18 protein-coding genes are annotated in these 19,643 nt (G+C 43.2%); 13 read left to right on the forward strand and 5 right to left on the reverse strand.

The annotated features are described in order from the left end of the window. Nucleotides 1-100 precede the first annotated feature (100 nt). Nucleotides 101-778 carry a DNA mismatch repair endonuclease MutH gene (gene mutH / locus OCV29_RS04100; protein ID WP_073603290.1) on the reverse strand — a complete coding sequence of 226 codons (678 nt, stop codon included), beginning with the start codon at nucleotides 776-778 and terminating at the stop codon, nucleotides 101-103. A gap of 592 nt (nucleotides 779-1,370) precedes the next feature. Between mutH and rppH the strand changes: the two genes are divergently transcribed. The 6 genes from rppH to OCV29_RS04130 all read left to right on the forward strand — a co-directional run bounded on the left by rppH (nucleotide 1,371) and on the right by OCV29_RS04130 (nucleotide 7,051). Further along, nucleotides 1,371-1,889, forward strand: a complete 519-nt coding sequence (gene rppH, locus OCV29_RS04105; RefSeq protein ID WP_073603289.1) for an RNA pyrophosphohydrolase — start codon at nucleotides 1,371-1,373, stop codon at nucleotides 1,887-1,889. A gap of 2 nt (nucleotides 1,890-1,891) precedes the next feature. Then, on the forward strand, nucleotides 1,892-4,141 hold the full coding sequence (ptsP, locus tag OCV29_RS04110) for a phosphoenolpyruvate--protein phosphotransferase (RefSeq protein WP_073603288.1): 2,250 nt from the start codon (nucleotides 1,892-1,894) through the stop codon (nucleotides 4,139-4,141). A 21-nt stretch (nucleotides 4,142-4,162) separates the two neighbouring features. Then, nucleotides 4,163-4,957, forward strand: a complete 795-nt coding sequence (locus OCV29_RS04115) for a sulfite exporter TauE/SafE family protein (protein ID WP_073603287.1) — start codon at nucleotides 4,163-4,165, stop codon at nucleotides 4,955-4,957. A gap of 37 nt (nucleotides 4,958-4,994) precedes the next feature. After that, entirely contained in the window at nucleotides 4,995-5,798 is an 804-nt protein-coding gene (gene lgt / locus OCV29_RS04120) for a prolipoprotein diacylglyceryl transferase (RefSeq protein WP_073603286.1), read from the forward strand. Nucleotides 5,799-5,817: 19 nt separating this feature from the next. Beyond that, the gene (locus tag OCV29_RS04125; RefSeq protein ID WP_073603285.1) at nucleotides 5,818-6,669 is read left to right on the forward strand and encodes a thymidylate synthase; all 852 of its coding nucleotides are present in this window, start codon (nucleotides 5,818-5,820) and stop codon (nucleotides 6,667-6,669) included. Nucleotides 6,670-6,757: 88 nt separating this feature from the next. Further along, complete coding sequence (locus OCV29_RS04130; protein ID WP_073603284.1) at nucleotides 6,758-7,051, forward strand: ArsR/SmtB family transcription factor; 294 nt, start codon at nucleotides 6,758-6,760, stop codon at nucleotides 7,049-7,051. A 97-nt stretch (nucleotides 7,052-7,148) separates the two neighbouring features. Here the strand turns inward: OCV29_RS04130 and rpsT are convergent, their stop codons facing one another. Beyond that, nucleotides 7,149-7,409: a 30S ribosomal protein S20 gene (gene rpsT, locus OCV29_RS04135; RefSeq protein ID WP_073603283.1), complete on the reverse strand. Its 261-nt coding sequence runs from the start codon at nucleotides 7,407-7,409 to the stop codon at nucleotides 7,149-7,151. A 301-nt stretch (nucleotides 7,410-7,710) separates the two neighbouring features. Between rpsT and murJ the strand changes: the two genes are divergently transcribed. From murJ to ispH, 6 genes are all read left to right on the forward strand, one after another. After that, nucleotides 7,711-9,267, forward strand: a complete 1,557-nt coding sequence (murJ, locus tag OCV29_RS04140) for a murein biosynthesis integral membrane protein MurJ (RefSeq protein WP_390903470.1) — start codon at nucleotides 7,711-7,713, stop codon at nucleotides 9,265-9,267. A 93-nt stretch (nucleotides 9,268-9,360) separates the two neighbouring features. Continuing rightward, nucleotides 9,361-10,296 carry a bifunctional riboflavin kinase/FAD synthetase gene (gene ribF / locus OCV29_RS04145; RefSeq protein ID WP_073603282.1) on the forward strand — a complete coding sequence of 312 codons (936 nt, stop codon included), beginning with the start codon at nucleotides 9,361-9,363 and terminating at the stop codon, nucleotides 10,294-10,296. A gap of 60 nt (nucleotides 10,297-10,356) precedes the next feature. Next, nucleotides 10,357-13,221: an isoleucine--tRNA ligase gene (gene ileS / locus OCV29_RS04150; RefSeq protein WP_073603281.1), complete on the forward strand. Its 2,865-nt coding sequence runs from the start codon at nucleotides 10,357-10,359 to the stop codon at nucleotides 13,219-13,221. An 11-nt stretch (nucleotides 13,222-13,232) separates the two neighbouring features. Next, entirely contained in the window at nucleotides 13,233-13,727 is a 495-nt protein-coding gene (lspA, locus tag OCV29_RS04155) for a signal peptidase II (protein ID WP_073603280.1), read from the forward strand. Between the two features lie 127 nt (nucleotides 13,728-13,854). After that, nucleotides 13,855-14,286 carry an FKBP-type peptidyl-prolyl cis-trans isomerase gene (gene fkpB, locus OCV29_RS04160; RefSeq protein ID WP_073603279.1) on the forward strand — a complete coding sequence of 144 codons (432 nt, stop codon included), beginning with the start codon at nucleotides 13,855-13,857 and terminating at the stop codon, nucleotides 14,284-14,286. A 44-nt stretch (nucleotides 14,287-14,330) separates the two neighbouring features. After that, complete coding sequence (gene ispH / locus OCV29_RS04165) at nucleotides 14,331-15,281, forward strand: 4-hydroxy-3-methylbut-2-enyl diphosphate reductase (RefSeq protein WP_073603278.1); 951 nt, start codon at nucleotides 14,331-14,333, stop codon at nucleotides 15,279-15,281. Nucleotides 15,282-15,347: 66 nt separating this feature from the next. On the opposite strand, the gene OCV29_RS04170 is transcribed toward ispH, so the two are convergent. After that, nucleotides 15,348-16,829 (reverse strand): carbon starvation CstA family protein, encoded by a 1,482-nt coding sequence (locus OCV29_RS04170; RefSeq protein ID WP_073603277.1) that lies wholly within the window; start codon nucleotides 16,827-16,829, stop codon nucleotides 15,348-15,350. A 355-nt stretch (nucleotides 16,830-17,184) separates the two neighbouring features. Here OCV29_RS04170 and OCV29_RS04175 point away from each other — a divergent pair, with 355 nt between their 5' ends. Beyond that, a complete protein-coding gene (locus tag OCV29_RS04175) occupies nucleotides 17,185-17,529 on the forward strand; it encodes a DUF2799 domain-containing protein (protein ID WP_073603573.1) in 345 nt (114 codons plus the stop codon). Between the two features lie 10 nt (nucleotides 17,530-17,539). Here OCV29_RS04175 and murQ read toward each other — a convergent pair whose 3' ends face one another. Beyond that, nucleotides 17,540-18,466 (reverse strand): N-acetylmuramic acid 6-phosphate etherase, encoded by a 927-nt coding sequence (murQ, locus tag OCV29_RS04180; RefSeq protein WP_073603276.1) that lies wholly within the window; start codon nucleotides 18,464-18,466, stop codon nucleotides 17,540-17,542. A 10-nt stretch (nucleotides 18,467-18,476) separates the two neighbouring features. Then, a complete protein-coding gene (locus OCV29_RS04185; RefSeq protein WP_073603275.1) occupies nucleotides 18,477-19,598 on the reverse strand; it encodes an anhydro-N-acetylmuramic acid kinase in 1,122 nt (373 codons plus the stop codon). Nucleotides 19,599-19,643 lie beyond the last annotated feature (45 nt).

Consider the following 19,643-nt stretch of genomic DNA (forward strand, 5'->3'; position numbering starts at 1 on the left):
CTATCTTTAAATGAAAAATAGATCTACATCTGAATGAAATGAAACGAAGTATTTTTTGAACAAGGCGATGAAAGATAAACGCTCTAAGCTAATCAAATAATTAATTTTGCAGATGCAAGAAGTGTCGTTCAAGAATCTGAGCGGTAAATTGTGTACGCAGATAAAAGCCTCTGGGCTTGGTTTTAATCATTTTTCCGCTGGCGCCATAAGCATCAGTTTTTACCCGGCTGTTTGCTGCTTTAGGTCGTAACTGAAGTACCTGACCATGTTTGGCTGTAATCTGTTCAACCTGGCCAAGAACGATTAGCTCCATGAGTTCTTCCCAATCATTTTTTAATAATTGTTCTTCTTTCTGAGAAGGTGTCCAGAGGAGAGGTGTCCCGACTCTTCTGTCACGAAGCGGAATTTCTCTTTCTCCTTCAACCGGAACCCATAAAACACAAGATAGTTTGTGTCTGACATGACTTGTTTCCCAGGATAGCCCATGAACACCAGTAAGAGGAGCAACACATACAAACGTTGTTTCAAGTGGCTGACCAGTATAACTTACGGGAATGCTTTTCAGTTCTATCCCTAAATGTTCAAAATCTTGCTGAGGTTTACTTCCGGAAGTTGCACCTAAGTGCCATTCCAGTAGTTGTCCTACCCAGCCTTTGTCTTTTTTCAGATTTTCAGGCACAGGAACATTTGCTATATCTGCAAGTTCAGCAAAACTCAGCCCGGCGATACGGTGGGCACTTTGCAATAGTTCTTCTTTAGTCTCGGGTTCTGTTCTCACAGGGATTCATCGTTTCTTAAAAAAGACAGTTTATCAAATAAGTCGTATGAATCTTAAGTTTCTTTTCCTCCGTGTCTCTGGAGCGTGTTTATCTTCAATTTACTATCAACTTATACACATCTGCTTGTGAATAAGTCATTATTTCAGTAAGTCTGTACATTTATACAGTTTTTTTATATCTGAATTTGATGGTTTTTTAGCAGATTTAGCGAGGCTTATTCAGAGAAAGGCAAGGCTGATGGATCTTTGTTCGATGAAGATCTTTATTGATCTTCTTTTGTTGTTCAGGCATGTGTTGGTGTGTGTAACTTAATGATTTATATGGATAGATGGTATGGATCAGTAATGTTTATGTTTTATTTTTTATGTCTCGGCTCTGGATTATTGTGAGTAATATATTATTTTTTCACATGGTTATTCACAGAAAAGGTGAATAACCATAGAAATATGAACAATTGTGGGAAAAAATCGTGCTGGTTGTCTGTTTTGGGTTTCAGAGCGGAAATTTGGTGTTTGTTTTGACCTGAAATTTGCTCCTGCTGAAGATCTGTGGAAAAATCAAAGGAATTAAAATTTTATTAGAGGTTTGCCAGTGATCGATGGCGATGGTTACCGGCTTAATGTTGGTATTGTAATTTGTAACAACCATGGTCAGGTATTCTGGGCGAAACGATACGGACAACATTCCTGGCAATTTCCTCAAGGTGGAATTGATGAAGGTGAGACTCCTGAACAGGCAATGTTTCGAGAGCTTTATGAAGAGGTTGGTTTAACAAAAAGAGATGTAAAAATTGTAGCAACCAGCCGGCACTGGTTAAAGTATAAGTTGCCAAAACGGTTGGTACGATGGGACTCTCAACCTGTTTGTATCGGACAAAAACAGAAATGGTTTCTTTTACGTTTGGAATGTCATGAATCAAAGATTAACATGCAACGTGGAGTAACACCTGAGTTTGATGGTTGGCGCTGGGTGAGCTATTGGTATCCTGTAAGGCAAGTCGTTTCATTTAAACGTGACGTGTATCGTCGTGTAATGAAAGAATTTGCATCAGTTGCGATGCCATTCAAAACCCGTAAACCAAAAGGTAAACGAAAACCTAAAAGAGGGTAAATATGCTGTCTCAGCTCAGGGAAATTGTTGAGCAAGTATCCAGAATTGAAGATATTCATCAGGCTCTGAACCATCTGGTGAAAGAAACCTGTAAGGCAATGGATACGGAATGTTGCACGATTTACCTTGCGAATGAGGAAAAGCAGAGCCTTGAGTTAATGGCGACTCAGGGCTTGAAATTTAAACGAAAAAAAATATCTATCGGGTTCGATGAAGGACTTGTCGGACTCGTTAAACGAACGGCAGAACCCATCAATCTGGCTGAGGCTTCCAAGCATCCGGACTTTAAATATTTTAAACAATTGGGAGAGCGGGTCTATCACAGTTTTTTAGGCACACCTATCATTTACCGTAAGCAGGTACTTGGTGTGTTGGTTGTTCAGCAACGTGTCCCGCGTCAGTTCAGTGAAATTGAAGAGTCTTTCATTGTCACGCTTGCCGCCCAACTGGCCATTCTCATCGCACACTCTTTATCTCAGGGGTTATGGTCACTTTCTCATAAGCAGATTTCAGTCATTAAAGGTATTGCTGCATCTCCCGGCGTCGCAATCGGAGAATTCTGGTGTGATAATTCGCAACCTGAGTTGGAAAGTGTTTTACCTGCATCCACACTGGACATAAAAAAAGAACAGGAGATGTTGCTGCAGGCTGTCGAAAATGCTTTGAGCGACTTTCGGCGTATGCGAAAAAAATTTGATGGCGATATCCATAAAGATACATTAGCTATTTTTGATTTATTTACGCATTTGCTGAATGATCCGATGCTGCGAAATGATCTGAAGGATAAGATACAGCAAGGTGATCGTGCTGACTGGGCTTTGCGCCAGGTTGTGGAAAGATATGTCTCCCGGTTTTCTGCAATGACTGACAATTATATGCGCGAAAGAGCTCAGGATATGAAAGAGCTGGGGCAGCGGCTGTTGTTCTTTTTATATAATATGGAAAATGAAGAACTGGAGTTTGAAAAGCCTATCATTCTGGTTGTCCGTGAGCTGACCGCATCACTATTGGCGAGTATTCCAAAAGATAAATTATTGGCAGTTGTTTCTATTGAGGGTGCTGCAAATTCCCATGCTGCAATTTTGTCCCGGGCTCTGGGCATTCCTGCTGTGATGGGGGTGACGCTGAATATGAATCATGTGAATTCAGTGCTTGGAATTGTGGATGGCTATAGTGGTTTTGTGCACATCTCTCCAGACTCTAAAGTGCTTGCCGAGTACCGGGCATTAGTCGAAGAAGAAAGTGAACTTTCTGAAATGGTTAATGAAAGCCTTTCGGCTTTAGCCTTAACTCAGGATGGTCATCAGATCAAAGTGCTGTTGAATACCGGTTTAAATACAGATACGAATCCGGTGGTTAATCAGGGCATTGATGGCGTAGGTTTATATCGGACTGAAGTGTCATTTTTGCTGCAGAATCGTTTTCCTTCTGAAGAAGAGCAAACGCTGCGATATCAGCAGATGCTGGAAATGTACGCAGATAAGACTGTTGTGATGAGAACGCTGGATATCGGTGGCGATAAGCCGTTACCTTATTTGCCCATAGAAGAAGATAATCCTTTTCTCGGATGGCGGGGAATTCGTTTTTCTCTTGATCATCCAGATATCTTCCTGATTCAGCTCAGAGCGATGATGAAAGCCAGTGCCGGGACAAACAATCTGCGTATTTTATTACCAATGGTTTCAGGAATGAAAGAGCTGGATGAGGCTCGCGGATTGATTCAGCGGGCATATGAAGAAGTTTCATCTGACGTTCCATCAATTGTTATGCCACCGGTTGGGGTGATGATTGAAGTACCTTCGATGATTTATCTTTTACCCCTGATTGCTGACCGGATTGACTTTGTTTCCGTTGGTACAAATGATTTAACGCAATACCTGCTGGCAGTTGACCGGAACAATGCCCGTGTGGCTGATGTCTATGAGTCTATGCATCCTTCAGTACTCAGCGCTTTAAAACATATTTATGATACGTGTACACAATTCAAAATCGATGTTTGTATTTGCGGAGAGTTAGCCGGAGACCCGATAGGCGCTTTGTTACTGATAGGAATGGGATATCGTTCATTGAGTATGAACACATCAAACGTTGCAAAAGTAAAATACCTGATTCGTAATGCAAAGGTTAAGACGCTTCAAGATTTAGCCCAAAAAGCATTGATGCAACCATATGGTCACGATATTTATAGTATGATGCAAACCTATTTTGAAGAGTATGGTTTCGCTGGCTTTATACGTGCAGGTAAGTACTGAATATCGTTAGGATGAATAGATTTGAATATTGAGTTTATCTCTGAACTGATGCTTCTTGGTAGCGTCGTAGGTGTTTTAGCAGGTCTGCTGGGAATCGGTGGCGGGCTAATTGTTGTCCCGGCACTGCTTTATCTGTTACCAAATGCCGGAATTCCGGCTGGCCTTGCCATGCAAATTGCATTAGCTACTTCTCTTTCTACTATAGTCCTTACTTCCGGATCCTCAGCACTAAATCATCTCAGGTTTGGTAATATTGATGTTTTTGCTATTAAGTGGTTGATTCCGGGTGTCGTTTGTGGTGGATTTATTGGTGCGACGCTGGCTGAGATGATTCCTGCTGAGTATCTGCCCAGAATTTTTGGCGTGATTGTATTTATACTGGCTGTGCAGATGTTTCGTTCTATCCGGGTTCAGGCTTTTAAACCGATGCCCGGACCGGGCGTAACATCGCTGAGTGGTATATTTATTGGCATCATCGCCAGTCTTGCCGGTATTGGTGGTGGCGCATTATCTGTTCCTTTTCTGAATCGTCATGGTGTCGAAATGCGGAAGGCGGTTGGGTCATCATCTGTATGTGGTTGCGTTATTGCGATTTCCGGAATGCTTGGATTTATCTGGCATGGTGTCACAGTGGATAATCTGCCTGAATATAGTCTGGGGTATGTCTATTTACCTGCACTATTATTTATTTCATGTACATCGATAGTTTTGACTAAGTTTGGTGCCAGGCTGGCGACGGAGTTACCAACTTCAATTCTCAAAAAAATATTTTCTGTATTTTTAATGTTTGTTTCTGTTCATATGCTAATGCGTTAAATATGGCTGTTATTTAAATCAAAAAGAGTAATAACTTATGTCTCATGGGTTCCTCCAGTTTCCTAATATTGATCCTGTGCTATTTTCGATTGGGCCGTTGTCGGTTCGGTGGTATGGCCTTATGTACCTGTTTGGTTTTCTGTTTGCGACATGGCTTGCAAACAGAAGAGCTGAGAGACCTGGAAGTGGCTGGACAAAGGATCAGGTGTCCGATTTGTTATTTGCCGGTTTCATTGGTGTCATTGTTGGCGGGCGTCTTGGATATGTGATTTTTTATGGTTTCGACTTCTGGCTTCAGGACCCGCTCTATTTGTTTAAAGTCTGGACGGGTGGTATGTCTTTCCATGGTGGGTTATTGGGCGTGATGACTGCTATGTTATGGTACGGGAGAAAGAATAACCGTCAGTTCTTCGCAGTAGCCGATTTTATTGCTCCTCTTGTCCCATTTGGGCTGGCTTTAGGCCGTCTTGGGAACTTCATGAATGGTGAATTATGGGGACGAAAAACAGATGTTCCCTGGGGAATGGTCTTCCCCGGAGCCGGCCCCGACCCTCGCCATCCTTCACAGATCTATGAGTTTCTTTTGGAAGGTGTTGTGCTGTTTATTATTCTTAATGTATTCATTCGTAAAAAAAGGCCTGTTGGTTCAGTTGCCGGCCTCTTTTTGATAGGCTACGGTCTGGCCCGGATTTTTGTTGAACATTTCAGAGAGCCGGATGCACAACTGGGGCTGTTTATTGGTGGTATTTCTATGGGACAGATCCTGTCATTGCCTATGCTTTTAGGGGGAGTATTACTGATGGCCTGGGCATATAAGTCTAACCGACAGTCAATTCAATAAGCTTATCGGGGTTAATAAATTGAAGCAGTATCTTGAACTTTGTCAACGAATTATTGATGAGGGTGTGTGGGTTGAAAATCAGAGGACAGGTAAACGTTGTCTGACAGTTATTAATGCAGATCTGACATATGATGCAACAACTCATGAATTTCCGTTAGTGACTACCCGTAAGAGTTTTTGGAAGGCTGCAGTAGCCGAATTGCTTGGTTACATCAGAGGTTATGATAACGCTGCCGACTTTCGTCGCCTGGGAACCAAAACCTGGGATGCCAATGCGAATCAGAATGATGTATGGCTAAACAATCCATATCGTCGGGGTGAAGACGACATGGGACGTGTATATGGTGTTCAGGGAAGAACATGGGCAAAACCCGATGGCGGACATATTGATCAACTGAGAAAAATTGTTGATGACTTGAGCAAAGGCACAGACGATCGGGGAGAAATATTAAATTTCTATAATCCGGGAGAGTTTCATATGGGGTGTTTGAGGCCTTGTATGTACAGCCATCATTTCTCATTATTGGGAGATACTTTGTTTCTCAACAGCACACAACGTTCATGTGATGTTCCGCTTGGGCTGAACTTTAATATGGTTCAGGTTTATGTATTGCTGGTATTAATGGCTCAGATTACCGGGAAGAAGCCCGGTAAGGCTTATCATAAAATTGTTAATGCACATATTTACGACGATCAACTTGAGTTAATGCGTGATGTCCAGTTACGTAGGTCGCCTTTTCCATCACCTCGCCTGAGTGTCAATCCGGATATTCGTTCTCTCGAAGACCTTGAAACCTGGGTAACTCTGGATGATTTTCAGGTTGATGGTTATGAGTGCCACGAACCGATTCAGTACCCTTTCTCTGTCTGACTCGGGTTTTCCATTGCATTATTGTTATAAACAGCATTATTGCTATAAACAATAAGAATAATAGGCTTGAAAAAAGAGGTTTTTTGTTTTGAATCTTAAAGCACTGGAAGAAAATTCGGCAAAAGCTGTCGTCTTACTAAAAGCGATGGCAAATGAAAGGCGGCTTCAGATCTTGTGTTTGTTACTTGAACAGGAGCTATCAGTTAGTGAATTAAGTGAGAATCTTTCCCTGAGTCAATCAGCTTTGTCCCAGCATTTGGCTTGGTTGAGAAGAGATAAACTTGTGTCGACACGAAAAGAAGCGCAAACAGTTTATTACTCGTTAAGTAGCGAGAATGTAAAAGCAGTGATGGAAGTACTCCATCAGCTTTATTGTGCTTAGGGTCAACAAACTTAAGGTATGACCGAACACAACAAATAAAAAAACCGGCTTTCAGCCGGTTTTTTTATTTTCTTAATAAATCAAAACAAATTAAAAATTAAAGTGCTTTGATTGCTGCCGCGAAACGGGACTTATGACGGGCTGCTTTATTCTTATGAATAAGGCCTTTAGTTGCCATACGATCCAGAATCGGTGTTACTGCAGCAAGTGCCGCTGTAGCAGCTTCTTTGTCGCCAGCTTCAATAGCTGCAACAGTTTTTTTCATGTAAGTGCGCATCATTGAACGACGACTAGCATTATGCTGACGACGTTTCTCGGCCTGGATAGCGCGCTTCTTAGCAGATTTACTATTTGCCAAGGGTCTACTCCCAAAAACTTTAATTCGGTGACATTTTAAGGGCCGGAACTATCCCTTATTTATCAATAAATGTCAAATGATTTGTGCAAAAACCAATCTTAGCCAAACATTTTTTGGTATACAACGGTCTTCACGGTTAAGATGGCGGGAATTCTAACAGTATTCTTTTAGCAATACCAGCTCGGGGTTGTTCTGGGTGGTTCTTTCAAATCAAGCTTGAAGTTTACCTTTAATTTTTCTGGTGTTAATCGAGGTTGCAGTGAGTAAACGTCTTCTCAAATCTGGTCTTATTGTCAGTATGATGACTTTGATATCCCGGGTTCTTGGACTGGTCAGGGATATTGTTGTGGCAAATCTGATGGGAGCGGGTGTCAGTGCTGATGTATTCTTCTTTGCCAACAGAATTCCCAATTTCTTAAGGCGTTTATTTGCTGAAGGTGCCTTCTCCCAGGCTTTTGTTCCGGTTTTAACAGAATATCATGCCAAAGATGATATGAATGAAACACGGATGTTGATTGCAAAAGCCTCCGGTACACTTGGGGTACTGGTTACTATTGTTACGCTGGCAGGTGTTCTGGGATCGGGTGTTGTCACCGCAGTGTTTGGTGCAGGATGGTATCTTGACTGGTTAAATGATGGCCCTTCAGCGGCTAAATTTGAGCTGGCAAGTTTATTATTAAAAATCACTTTCCCATACTTATGGTTCATCACATTTGTTGCCCTATCCGGTGCGATATTGAATACGCTGGGGAAATTTGCCGTTTCTTCATTTACTCCGGTTTTCTTAAATATCATGATTATTGGGGCGGCCTTATTTATATCACCTCATATCAGGCAACCAGAGATTGGTTTAGCCATCGGTGTTTTTCTGGGGGGAATGATCCAGTTTTTATTTCAGATTCCTTTTTTAATCAAGGCAGGTGTTTTTGTTCGCCCCCGTTGGGGATGGCGTGATCCTGGCGTTGTGAAAATCAGAACACTCATGATTCCGGCATTGTTTGGGGTCTCGGTCAGTCAAATCAATCTGTTGTTTGATACTTTAATAGCCAGTTTCCTTCAGACTGGGTCAATCAGCTGGTTATATTATTCAGATCGTTTGCTCGAATTTCCTCTGGGGCTGTTTGGTATTGCAATTGCGACGGTCATTTTACCTGCATTATCCCGTAATTATGTAAACGATCAGAATGACGGCTTTGCCAGAACAATGGATTGGGGCGTTCGGATGGTTTGCTTTTTGGGGATGCCAGCAATGCTTGGACTGGCTGCACTGTCAAAACCAATGCTGATGGTTTTATTTATGAGAGGGGAGTTTTCTGTGTCTGATGTTGAGCATGCCTCTTTATCGTTAATGGCATATGCTTCCGGGTTGCTCAGCTTTATGCTGATAAAAATACTGGCCCCAGGATATTATTCTCGTCAGGATACAAAAACTCCCGTCAAATATGGTATCGTTGCGATGATATCTAACATGTTTTTTAATGCAGTTTTTGCATACTTTTTTGGCTACGTTGGCCTTGCCATGGCAACGGCCTTATCCGCGTTGATTAACATGGCTTTGCTATACCGGGGATTACATATTGCGGGTGTATATCAGCTGCATATGAATACAGTTGTTTTCATTATGAAGCTCGCCATATCCGGTATCATGATGAGTGTCTTTTTGTATGTGATGCTGGATGAAATCATATACTGGTTAAACTGGGGAATATGGAGAAGGGGCCTGACTCTGGCTGGTCTGATTGTCTCCGGAGCTTTAGTTTATGTTATTTCCTGCTGGATTTCCGGCATTCGTTTCAGGCATATCATTCCCAGAGAATCAGGTGTTCGGGATGTTGGTGAAATAAAGGATGACAGATGATAAAAGCAGCGACAGACGGATAACGATTAGTATATAATTCTCCGGCTTCATTACCCTGAACAGACTGGAACATATAGGTTTTAAACATTTTCCATGGAATTGATCCGCGGTATCCATAATTTGAGAACACAGCCATATGGCTGTGTTTTGACAATTGGTAATTTTGATGGTGTCCATTTGGGACATCAACATGTGCTTCGTCTGGTGACAGAGAAAGCAAAGTCGCTGAAGATATCTTCTGTTGTCATGACATTTGAGCCTCAGCCATTAGAAGTCTTTGCAAAAGAAAACGCACCCGCCCGTTTAACACGCTTACGGGATAAGTATGTTCAGCTGAGTAAGCTGGCTATTGATCGCTTATTGTGTGTTAATTTTAACGAACAATTCGCACAAATTGAGCCTGAGTCTTTTATTCATGACTTGTTGGTGAAGCGTTTGGGTGTTAAGTTTCTGGTCGTTGGAGATGACTTTTGTTTTGGAAAGGCCCGGCGTGGCGACTTTGACATGCTGAAACAAGCCGGGAAGAAGTTTGGTTTTGATGTGGTCAGCTCGCATAGCTTTTGCCTTGATGAACTACGTGTCAGCAGCACTGCAATTCGCGATGCACTGGCTCAGAACAATCTTCAGGCAGCAAGAGAAATGTTGGGCAGAAACTATAGTATTAGTGGCCGGGTTTCTCATGGAAGAAAATTAGGTCGCACAATTGGCTTCCCTACGGCAAACATACCGCTTAAACGTTGTGTTTCTCCAGTCAGCGGTGTCTATGTTGTACAGGTTAAGGGCGTGTCCGGGAAAGTTGTTTCCGGGATCGCTAATATTGGCCAGCGTCCGACTGTTAATGGTGTCAGACAGCAGCTTGAGGTGCATTTATTTGACTATCAAGGTGATTTATATGGCAAGCAGTTGGAAGTGGCACTTTTACATAAGATTCGTGACGAGTTTAAATTCGCTTCATTTGAAGCGTTAAAGCAACAAATTGAATCAGATGCAGAAGCAGCAAGGGTGTGGCTGCTTCAATATGCAGGTTAACCAGTCTGAACTGGTTAATGTCGTGTCTAACTTTGCCCAGAATAACGGAATTAAGAATCGATGAGTGAATATAAAGATACCCTGAATTTACCTGAAACAGGGTTTCCAATGCGTGGCAATCTGGCTAAACGCGAGCCGGAAATGCTGAAGCGCTGGTACGAAAAAGATTTATACGGTGAGATCCGTAAAGCGAAAAAAGGCAAGAAATCTTTTGTATTACATGATGGTCCTCCATATGCCAATGGAGATATTCATATTGGTCACGCATTAAATAAGATTCTTAAAGACATTATTATTAAATCCAAAACACTTTCTGGGTTTGACGCACCTTATGTCCCCGGATGGGACTGTCACGGGCTTCCTATTGAACTTATGGTTGAAAAAAAAGTAGGCAAACCTGGTCAAAAAGTGACAGCAGCAGAGTTTCGTGAAAAATGTCGCGAATACGCCGCGGGTCAGGTAGAAGGGCAGAAAGAGAGCTTTAAGCGCCTTGGCATTCTTGGTGAATGGGATAAACCTTATCGCACAATGGATTTTGCGACTGAAGCAAACATTATTCGTGCATTGGGAAAAATTGCCGATAAAGGGCACTTACTCAAAGGGTTTAAGCCTGTCCACTGGTGTACCGACTGTGGTTCTGCATTAGCTGAAGCGGAAGTTGAATATAAAGATAAGGTATCTCCCTCTATCGACGTTCGTTTCAAAGCAGCAGATGAAGCGGCGTTGCTGGCTAAGTTTGCCTTGAATGAAGGTCATGAAGGTGAAGGTGAACTTTCCATTGTCATCTGGACTACGACCCCATGGACGTTACCTGCAAACCGGGCAGTATGTTTACGTGATGACCTTGAATATGTGTTGATTCAGGTTGAAGCTAATTCTGAAACAGACCAGATTGCTGAAAGAATCATTGTGGCTTCAGAGCTGGCTAAAGATGTAATGGATCGGGCTGGAATTGCTCATTTCCACAATCTTGGTTTTGCGAAAGGTTCTGATTTGGAGTTAAGCCGCTTCAGGCATCCTTTTTATGATTTTACTGTGCCAGCTATTCTGGGTGAACATGTAACGACTGATTCAGGGACCGGGGTTGTTCATACTGCACCGGGCCATGGTCAGGAAGATTTTGTCGTTGGGCAGAAGTATGACCTTGAAGTTGCAAACCCCGTTGGTTCGAATGGTGTCTTTCTTCCTGATACTGAGTTATTTGCAGGGCAACACGTCTTCAAAGCAAATGATGCGGTTATTTCTGTATTAGAAGAAAAAGGCGCACTTTTACATCATCATGCATATGAACATAGTTATCCTCATTGCTGGCGTCATAAAACACCAATTATTTTCAGAGCCACTCCGCAGTGGTTTGTTTCAATGGATCAGTCTGGATTGAGGAACAAAGCTTTAGGTGCAATTCAGGATGTTCAGTGGATTCCTGACTGGGGACAAAACCGGATCGAAGCGATGATCGAAGGGCGTCCAGAGTGGTGTATTTCCAGACAGCGTACCTGGGGAACGCCGATTGCGTTATTTGTTCATAAAGAAACGGCTGAACTGCATCCCGATACTGTGGCTCTGATTGAAAAAGTGGCGTTGTTAGTTGAAGAAAAAGGGATCCAGGCATGGTGGGATTTGGAACCTGCGACTTTGCTTAGCCCTGAAGATGCAGAACAATATGAAAAAGTACTGGATACACTGGATGTGTGGTTTGATTCCGGTGTGACCCACTATGCGGTTGTTGATAGCCGTGAAGAGTTCAATGGTCAACCCGCAGATATGTATCTCGAAGGTTCGGATCAGCACCGCGGCTGGTTCCAGTCGTCTTTGATTTCATCGATTGCGATGAAAGATAAAGCACCATACAAGCAAGTCTTGACGCATGGTTTTACCGTTGACGGACAAGGGCGGAAAATGTCCAAGTCTATCGGTAACACGGTTGCACCAAAAGATGTTGTGAACAAGCTGGGTGCTGATATTCTGCGCCTTTGGGTTGCATCGACAGATTATACCGGTGAAGTTGCTGTGTCTGATGAGATACTGAAGCGTAGTGCTGATGCATACCGGAGAATCCGTAATACAGCACGTTTCCTGCTGTCTAATCTGAACGGTTTTAACCCTGAAACGGATTTGGTTCCGGTACAGGATATGATTGCATTAGACAAATGGGCTGTGAGCCAGGCATTAGCTGCTCAGGAAGAGATCATTCAATCATATGATACGTATAATACACATGCGGTTGTACAGCGATTGATGCATTTCTGCTCAATTGAAATGGGTTCTTTCTATCTTGATGTCATTAAGGATCGTCAGTATACAGCCAAGCGTGGTGGTCACGCTCAGCGGAGCTGTCAGACGGCACTGTTTTACATTGTTGAAGCTTTAGTTCGCTGGATGGCGCCGGTTATGTCATTTACTGCGGATGAAATCTGGTCTGAGATGCCAGAGAAACAAGCTGATGGTGAATCACGGGATACCTTTGTTTTTACTGCTGAATGGTACAATGGACTGGTTGGTCTTGAAGATGGTGAAGCATTTGATAATGCTTTCTGGTCTGAGATTCAACATGTTCGTGGTGCTGTGAATAAGTTACTTGAGTCTGCGCGTAGTGAAAAAACTATTGGTGGCTCTTTGCAGGCCGAAGTTATCCTGTTCGCGGACGATAAGCTGGCAGAACAACTGGAACAACTTGAGGATGAGCTGCGTTTTGTTCTGTTGACCTCAAAAGCGACAGTGAAGCCACTTGCCGAAAAATCTTCAGGTGCACATGAAACAGAAGTGGATGGGTTATTTGTTGAGGTGATGGCAACTGAATATGAAAAATGTGAGCGTTGCTGGCATCATACGTCAGATGTGGGCTCGGTTGAAGGCCATGAACATATCTGTGGACGTTGTGTATCGAACGTTGAAGGTGATGGCGAAATCAGAAAATTTGCGTAAAAAACTGGCAGATGAAAATGACTGAACTTACATTGAAAAACTCAGGTCTACGCTGGCTGTGGCTGGCAGCCTTGGTTTTTGTACTGGATATTTCTGTAAAATATCTGGTCATGAGCAATATGGGATATGGCCTGACACATCGTGTCGAGGTGCTTCCGTTTTTCAACCTGTTATATGTTCATAACCATGGTGCCGCATTCAGTTTTTTGAGTGATCAATCCGGATGGCAGCGATGGCTCTTTGCCGGGATCGCATTTGGCGTTGTATTCCTTCTGCTTTATTGGATGAGAAAACAACCAGCTTCAGAAAAGTGGAGTAACATAGCATATGCTATGATCATTGGCGGTGCTGTCGGAAATGTTTTTGATCGGATAGTTCATGGATATGTTGTCGACTATCTTGATTTTTATTGGAAAGATTATCATTGGCCAGCATTTAATTTAGCAGATAGCTCGATTTGTATTGGTGCTGCTATGCTGATTTTAGATGGTTTCCGGAAAAAGTAGACTTATTACTCTGCTAAAAACAGGTGAATAAGCATTAAATTTGTTCAATAACCCTAAGCGCTGTCTGTTGATTCGGAGAGCGCTTTTTGTCATAAAGGGGCTGTCCCCCGGAGAAGAAGCGAAGGTCATGACAATTACAATCCAAAAAGATAGTTCGGTAGCGCTGCATTTTACGATTAAGCTGGAGGATGGCTCTGTTGCTGATAGTACATATCAGGCCAATAAACCAGCACGGCTGGTCGTCGGTGACGGAAGTCTGAGTGACAATTTTGAAAAATGTCTGTTGGGATTAAAAGCCGGTGATAAAAAGTCGATTGCTCTTGAAGCTCAGGATGCATTCGGACTTCCAAATCCGGATAATATCCACCACATGGAGCGGAGCCGCTTTGTTGGGCAGGAACTGGAAGTCGGTATCATCATGGCATTCAGTGGACCTGATGGTGCAGAAATTCCGGGAATTATTTCAGAAATAAACGGGGATTCTGTCACTGTTGATTTTAATCACCCTTTATCCGGACAGAATGTTGTGTTTGATGTTGAAATTTTGTCGGTTGATTAAATAGGTATTACTGGTGTCTGTCAAATTATTCTGTGAGCTTTAACATGAAAATATTATTAGCAAACCCACGGGGGTTCTGTGCCGGTGTTGATCGGGCGATTAGTATCGTTGAACGGGCATTATCTATCTATCAGCCACCGATTTATGTTCGCCATGAAGTGGTTCATAATCGGTTTGTTGTTGAAGACCTGAAACAGAGAGGCGCTGTTTTTGTTGAAGAGCTCCATGAAGTGCCTGACAATAATATTGTTATTTTTTCTGCCCACGGAGTTTCTCAGGCTGTCAGAAATGAAGCAAAAAGCCGGGATTTAACGGTTTTCGACGCCACTTGTCCTTTGGTGACTAAGGTTCATATGGAGGTTGCCCGTGCCAGCCGGAAGAGCATGGAAGTTGTTTTGATCGGACATGCAGGTCATCCTGAAGTAGAAGGCACTATGGGACAGTATTCCAGTGAAACTGGCGGTATGTATCTGGTTGAAAATACAGAAGATGTTATGAAACTGAAATCTGTGGTTAAGCAGCCTGATAATCTTCATTATGTCAGTCAGACTACACTATCTGTCGATGAAACGGCTGATGTCATTGAAAAGCTCAGGGAAGTTTTTCCTGAGATACAAGGGCCAAGAAAAGATGATATCTGTTACGCAACGCAAAACCGCCAGGATGCGGTGAGAATGCTTGCCCGACAGGTTGATATTATGATCGTTGTCGGTTCTCGTAATTCATCTAACTCGACCCGGTTGAAAGAACTGGCTGAAAAGCTGGGAACCCAAGGGTATTTAACCGATCGTCCCGAAGATATTGATGCTTCATGGTTCCGGGATGTGAAGACGATAGGTGTGACAGCTGGTGCATCAGCACCTGAAGAACTGGTCAATCAAATTTTAGAGCGGATTCAGTCTTTGGGAGCGACATCAGTTGAAGAAATTTCCGGAAGGGAAGAGAATATGTTTTTTGAAGTTCCCAAAGAACTGCAGGTCAGGCAGGTTATATAATCAGAAAAGAGTTCTTCATTGATGAAGAACTCTTCCGGTTTTTCTCTTATCTATTTCAGGAATGAGCTAAGTGATTCTGGTCAGATTGTCCGTTGCTTTGTCTGAATGACTCAGGTTTTTGTGTTTTCCTGCAACTTTGATCACATATGCCAATACAGCGACAGAGCCGATAAAGCCAAGAATCGTTGATATTTGCATAGGTAGTCCAAACCCTAAAGTCTGACTGCTCAGGATAAAACTGATACAAACTGTCGTCATAAAGAGCGCTGGAATGGATGTAATCCAATGCAATTTTTGATGTCGAATCAGATATGCAGAAGCTGTCCATAGCATAATGACTGCAGTGCTTTGATTCGCAAAACCGAAGTATCTCCAGATAATACCAAAGTCAACTTGAGTGAGTATTCCGCCAATAACAAAGAGTGGCATGGCCATCATCAGGCGGCTCTTCAATGTTTTTTGCTCAAGGTTAAAGTACTCAGCAAGAATAAGGCGGCTTGAACGGAATGCTGTATCTCCTGAAGTAATCGGCAGAATAACGACACCCAGGAAGGCAAGGATACCGCCAAATACCCCTAGCAATCCAAACGATGAGGTATAAACTACGTTTCCCGGACCTCCGTGGCTGACGGCATCGGCGAGCCCATCGACTGAGTCAAAGAACGAAAGAGAAATAGTACACCAGATGAGTGCGATAATCCCTTCACCAATCATGGCACCATAAAAGACAAACCGTCCGTTCTTTTCATTCTCCATACATCTTGCCATCAATGGCGATTGTGTTGCGTGAAAGCCCGAAATTGCACCACATGCAATGGTAATAAACAACGCTGGCCAGAGCGGCATGTCATGAGGGTTCAAATTACTGAACATATCACCAAACTGAAATCCGGGCATGATCGTATGTTCACCGGAGAACGATATGGCGGTCATCAGGCCGACAGACATGAAAATTAACAATGCGCCAAATACCGGATATAGTCTTCCGATAATTTTATCGACCGGAACAATCGTTGCGAGAATGTAGTAGGCAAAAATGATGACAACCATGGCCCCGGTTCCAAGGTGAAGCGAAGTCTGCTCATTGATTAGGTTTGTCAGCATACCCGCAGGTGCAGAAACAAATACGACACCGACCAGAACCAACAGGATAATCGCGAAGACATTCATGAAGTGCCTCGGACTATTCCCCAGATACTTTCCTGTTATGCTGGGTACAGACGCTCCGTTATTTCTGATTGATAGCATGCCTGAGAAGTAATCATGAACAGCGCCGGCAAAGATACTGCCAATGACAATCCACAGTAAGGCGGCAGGACCATATAAGGCACCCATGATGGGGCCAAAAATAGGGCCGACTCCCGCAATGTTAAGAAGTTGAACTAAATAGACTTTTGAGGTTGGAAGTGGAACATAATCAACACCATCCTGCTGTGTATATGCTGGTGTCGCCCGCTTTTCATTAATACCAAAGATTCTTTCAATAAAGGATCCGTAAATGAAATAACCGCCGATTAATGCGGCAAGACATATCAAAAACCACCACATAGTTATCTTCCTTTGGTTACGCATAAAAAGAATGCATGGTTCAGATTAAACGCACAAACAGGTCAGTGCATTTAAAACTCCATTCAATGGTTGTATATGAATTTTAATGGCAGATGTAGCGATTAAGTGGTTGTTGGCGGCAGCTTCAGGTATGGTGCTGTTATGTCTTCGAATCTCAGACATATCTCTGGCCTATAATGTATTGACTTGCACGCTGCCCCGGTGAGACATATATTCAGCTGGTTTCTGTCTCAGTTTCCAGGTTCCGGTATTGCAGGTGTGATTTCGCTGTCATGACAGCCACTTGAGTGACTATCATAATGGTGGCATAGTTATGAAAAAGCATGGAGTTGATATGAAAAACCCAGTTTGGTTCATTGTCATTGTATTGTTTATCTCGGGGTGTTCGGCTTCTGATCCAGATGGAGCACAAGGGAAAAACTGGTATCAGGCTGGATATCGTGATGGTGTTGCCGGCCATCATCAGAGGACTTATAAAGTATTATCTGCTTTGGATGTGACCCAACAATCGGATTACGACAAAGGTTATACAGATGGGGTGAAGGTTTTCTGTAATCCTGATTTTGCATACCAGATTGGACTTTCAGGGCAGTATTATGACGGAATTTGTGACGGGACTGCAAATGGCAACCGCTTCCGGCTCGAATGGCGTCGCGGCTGGCAGCAGTTCACTCAGTAATCAGGCTGGCTTATTCATCAGACGAACGTTGAATTGCTTTTCTCAGGAAACCTTGCGATTGGGATAAAGTTTCAACAGCTTCCTGATAATTCATACTGGTGAGCTGCATCAGTATGGCTATCTTTGCATTGTTCTGACTGATAGCGAGTAGCTTTTCTGCTGTTGATTTATCACAGTCAGTTGCCTGCATTACAATTCTTATTGCTCTGGCTTCCAGCTTTTTGTTGGTGGCCTGTACATCAACCATCAGGTTTTGATAGCTCTTGCCCAGACGAATCATACTGGCGGTCGTGAGCATGTTGAGAACCAGTTTTTGTGCTGTGCCGGATTTTAAGCGGGTTGACCCGGATAATGCTTCCGGTCCGACAACCGGAGATATGGCTATTTCTGCCGTTGCGGCAGCTGGTGAGTCTGGATTACAGGAAATTGCGATTGTATGAGCGCCAGTGTGATTGCCATAATCCAGTGCGCCTAATACATAGGGCGTTCTGCCACTTGCTGCAATTCCAATGAGAATATCTTTCTGATTAAAATTTATTTTTTTCAGATCATTGGCAGCAGCTGCGAATGAATCTTCTGCTCCCTCTTGCGCCTTAAACATCGCTTCTTTTCCACCGGCGATTAATCCAATGACCATATTATCTGATACGCCAAATGTTGGTGGGCACTCGGCTGCATCCAGTACACCCAGACGACCACTTGTACCTGCACCAGTGTAGATAAGCCGGCCTCCTTGTCTGAATGCTTCAGTGATTAAATCCACAGCGGCTGCAATCTGAGGAATTTCTTTTTCAACTGCAAAGGGAACCAGTTTATCCTGTTGATTCAGTCTTTTCAGAATGGCTGATGTAGACAGCAGATCGATATCCATTGTTTCCGGATTACGTTCTTCAGAAATCAGCTGTGAAAGCGCTGAGAGTAATGCATCATTTGTCATAAATATCCTTTCAGGTTGCGCTATAGATGATTCCGAGAGACACTGCCTTTGAGGCTCCGGTTACTTCCGGAATATTACCGGGAAGGCCATGAATCCGCTGTCTGGCCAGCCAGGCAAAAGCAATGGCTTCCATCAAGTCACTACTAATACCATATTCTGTTGTAGTTGTGATATGCCACTGCGTTAATTTCTTTGCTAATTCATCCATGATAAGTGGATTATGGGCTCCGCCGCCACATACATAGACATATGGATTTTCACCGGTTTTGTACTGAGAAATCTGGGAACTGATAGTATTGGCGGTCAATTGGCATAGCGTCCTTTGTACATCTTCGATCTTCAGTCGGCTATGAATCCCTTTTAAATGGCGGTGAACCCAATCCAGATTGAAATACTCCCGGCCTGTACTCTTGGGTGCCGGAGCTGAAAAGTATGGATCACTTTCAAGTATTGCCAGTAATTCAGGTTGAACCTGACCTGAAAATGCCAGACTGGCATCTTGATCAAAAGCCATACCTGTATGGTTATGGCACCAGCTGTCAATTAATACGTTCCCTGGTCCCGTATCATACCCCAATACCGGATGGCCGGCTCTGAGTACAGAAATATTTGCCATGCCGCCTATATTGAGCACAACGACTGTCGAATGGCTCCGGGACTGAAATATTGCCTGGTGAAATGCCGGAACAAGAGGAGCTCCCTGACCACCGAGTGCCATATCTTTTCGGCGGAAATCTGCAACAGTATCTATACCGGTTTCTATCGCAATAATATTCGCATCACCCAACTGAATGGTGAAAGGTGTGCATTGATCCGGATGGTGGTAGACGGTTTGTCCGTGACAGCCAATCGCCCGGATGTCCCCGGCCTGATAAGATGTTTGTGAGAGTAGCTGATTGACTGCCTGCGCAAATAAATGGCCCAGTTGATGATCCAGGATCCCGATAGATTTTAAACTGGTTAATTGCCCGGTGCAGATGTCTAATATCTTCTGACGTATGCCCGCCGGAATAGGATGACAGTAACCGGCATATATCTGAACCTTACCATTTTGAAATCCTGTTAAAACGACATCAATACCGTCCAGACTGGTCCCGGACATCACGCCAATATAAAGTTCTTCAGACTGCATGTTGGTCTCTTCAGGTTTAGGCTATCAAACATTGCCATTGTAATT

This window comes from Vibrio aerogenes (assembly GCF_024346755.1).
Taxonomy (GTDB): Bacteria; Pseudomonadota; Gammaproteobacteria; order Enterobacterales; family Vibrionaceae; genus Vibrio; species Vibrio aerogenes.

Excerpts from the sequence above, each read along its gene's own strand:
- ptsP (WP_073603288.1), top strand. The coding sequence starts at position 1,892 with ATGCTGTCTCAGCTCAGGGAAATTGTTGAGCAAGTATCCAGAATTGAA.
- lgt (WP_073603286.1), top strand. The coding sequence starts at position 4,995 with ATGTCTCATGGGTTCCTCCAGTTTCCTAATATTGATCCTGTGCTATTT.
- murJ (WP_390903470.1), top strand. The coding sequence starts at position 7,711 with ATGACTTTGATATCCCGGGTTCTTGGACTGGTCAGGGATATTGTTGTG.
- ribF (WP_073603282.1), top strand. The coding sequence starts at position 9,361 with ATGGAATTGATCCGCGGTATCCATAATTTGAGAACACAGCCATATGGC.
- ileS (WP_073603281.1), top strand. The coding sequence starts at position 10,357 with ATGAGTGAATATAAAGATACCCTGAATTTACCTGAAACAGGGTTTCCA.
- lspA (WP_073603280.1), top strand. The coding sequence starts at position 13,233 with ATGAAAATGACTGAACTTACATTGAAAAACTCAGGTCTACGCTGGCTG.
- fkpB (WP_073603279.1), top strand. The coding sequence starts at position 13,855 with ATGACAATTACAATCCAAAAAGATAGTTCGGTAGCGCTGCATTTTACG.
- ispH (WP_073603278.1), top strand. The coding sequence starts at position 14,331 with ATGAAAATATTATTAGCAAACCCACGGGGGTTCTGTGCCGGTGTTGAT.
- OCV29_RS04170 (WP_073603277.1), bottom strand. The coding sequence starts at position 16,829 with ATGTGGTGGTTTTTGATATGTCTTGCCGCATTAATCGGCGGTTATTTC.
- OCV29_RS04175 (WP_073603573.1), top strand. The coding sequence starts at position 17,185 with ATGAAAAACCCAGTTTGGTTCATTGTCATTGTATTGTTTATCTCGGGG.
- murQ (WP_073603276.1), bottom strand. The coding sequence starts at position 18,466 with ATGACAAATGATGCATTACTCTCAGCGCTTTCACAGCTGATTTCTGAA.
- OCV29_RS04185 (WP_073603275.1), bottom strand. The coding sequence starts at position 19,598 with ATGCAGTCTGAAGAACTTTATATTGGCGTGATGTCCGGGACCAGTCTG.